We start from the raw sequence: 1,731 nt of genomic DNA, 5'->3' as shown, positions 1-1,731 counted from the left end.
GATTAGTTAGCTTTGAAACGACTACGCCGTTTGTGCCTTATGTCTCCGCCCTGAAGGACGGAGTTTTACGGCACGGGGTTTGATAAAAGCTGAACTTAGGTTCTAATTAAATTCAGCCTTAATATAATTAAGCAAACTTAGAGTTTCTTAGCAAGCATTGCTTCTAATTTTTCTTGGTCGATAGCGAACTTGCGAATACCTTCTGCTAATTTCTCAACAGCCATTGCATCGGAGTTATGCTCCCAATAGAATTCAGCTTCAGTCATTTTTTCTGGTCTTGTTTTTACTTCACCGTTAAATGCCAGTTTGCGAACTAATGGTTGGTTGCTTTCTTGGAGTTCTTTTAATAGTGCTGGAGCAATGGTTAAGCGGTCGCAACCTGCAAGCTCTGTAATTTCGCCAGCGTTACGGAAACTCGCACCCATTACCACAGTGTTATAACCATATTCTTTATAATAGTTATAAATAGAAGTGACAGAAATCACACCTGGGTCTTCAGCAGGGGCATACTCTTTTTTGTCTGAGTTAGCTTTATACCAATCTAAGATACGTCCTACAAATGGCGAAATTAGATAAACGCCTGCTTCCGCACACGCACGAGCTTGTGCTTGTGAGAATAATAGGGTTAAGTTACAGTTAATACCTTCTTTTTCTAATTGCTCTGCTGCTTTAATACCTTGCCAAGTTGATGCAATCTTAATCAAAATACGGTCATTGCTGATACCTGCTTCATTATATAAAGCAATTAATTTGCGTGCTTTGGCGATGGTTTTCTCTGTATCGTAAGAGTAGCGAGCATCTACTTCGGTAGAAATACGTCCTTTTACTACTTTTAAGATTTCTAAACCGATATTAACCGCTAATTTGTCTTCCGCATCAATAAGTTGTTGAGCTTTGTCATTGCTTTGAGCTTTTGCATAAGCAACAGCTTCATCAATTAGTGGAGCGTATTGTGGTAATGCAGAAGCACTTAAGATTAAAGATGGATTGGTTGTTGCATCTTCTGGTTGATATAGTTTGATTGCATCAATATCGCCAGTATCGGCAACTACAACAGTCATTTCGCGTAAAGCGTCTAATTGGTTCATAAAACTTCCTTAATATATGTAATAAAACGTGCTAATCATAGCAGCAACTTGAGGAATAAAACAGAATGAATTTTGTGAGATTGATCACATTTTGCAAAGTTTGGGAGAAATCTGACCGCTTGCTTGTTGAACAACCACATTCGTCAATTGACATCCTCCCCATCTAAAGGATGGGGATTCCTACTAGTCCCATTGCAAGCAATAGGCTACTCTCGGTGGGTTCTTGTTGCTGACCGCCAGTGCGGTTCACTTCACAAGCTCTACGGACACGTCCTGCCCTGATATTATTATCTGCCTTGATATTTTACGCTTGGGCGATTGCTCGCCCTCGCATCAATACGTTTAACGCACCGACTACATCGGCGTTTTCCCTGTAGCCACATTCTACGCAATCAAAATCGGCTTGTGTTTGGCGATTTTCCTTTGAGGTCATACCGCAACAAGGGCAAATTCGACTGGTATTTTGCGGCGGAACAGCCACTAAAAAACCACCTTGCCATTGCGTTTTGTAGTCCAACTGACGGCGAAACTCGAACCAAGATTGATCTAATATCGCTCGGTTCAAGCCTGATTTGGCTGCCACATTTTTGCCGTGTGCTTCCGCCGTACCTTTGGCTGATTTAGACATATTCGACACCTGCAA

Annotated in this window: 2 protein-coding genes; both read right to left on the bottom strand. The window is 41.4% G+C overall.

Annotation, left to right across the window (positions count from 1 at the left end):
* Positions 1-137: 137 nt before the first annotated feature.
* Positions 138-1,088, bottom strand: coding sequence for a transaldolase (tal, locus tag A1D25_RS00845; protein ID WP_157393837.1), 951 nt, complete (start codon positions 1,086-1,088; stop codon positions 138-140).
* Between the two features lie 304 nt (positions 1,089-1,392).
* Positions 1,393-1,731: RNA-guided endonuclease InsQ/TnpB family protein (locus A1D25_RS00840; RefSeq protein ID WP_240327068.1), on the bottom strand; the 339-nt coding region annotated here is incomplete at its 5' end.

Source organism: Ursidibacter arcticus, from assembly GCF_009761375.1.
Classification (GTDB): domain Bacteria; phylum Pseudomonadota; class Gammaproteobacteria; order Enterobacterales; family Pasteurellaceae; genus Ursidibacter; species Ursidibacter arcticus.
Note: the sequence above shows the minus strand (reverse complement) of the source record. Positions and strands in the feature narration are given on the sequence as shown.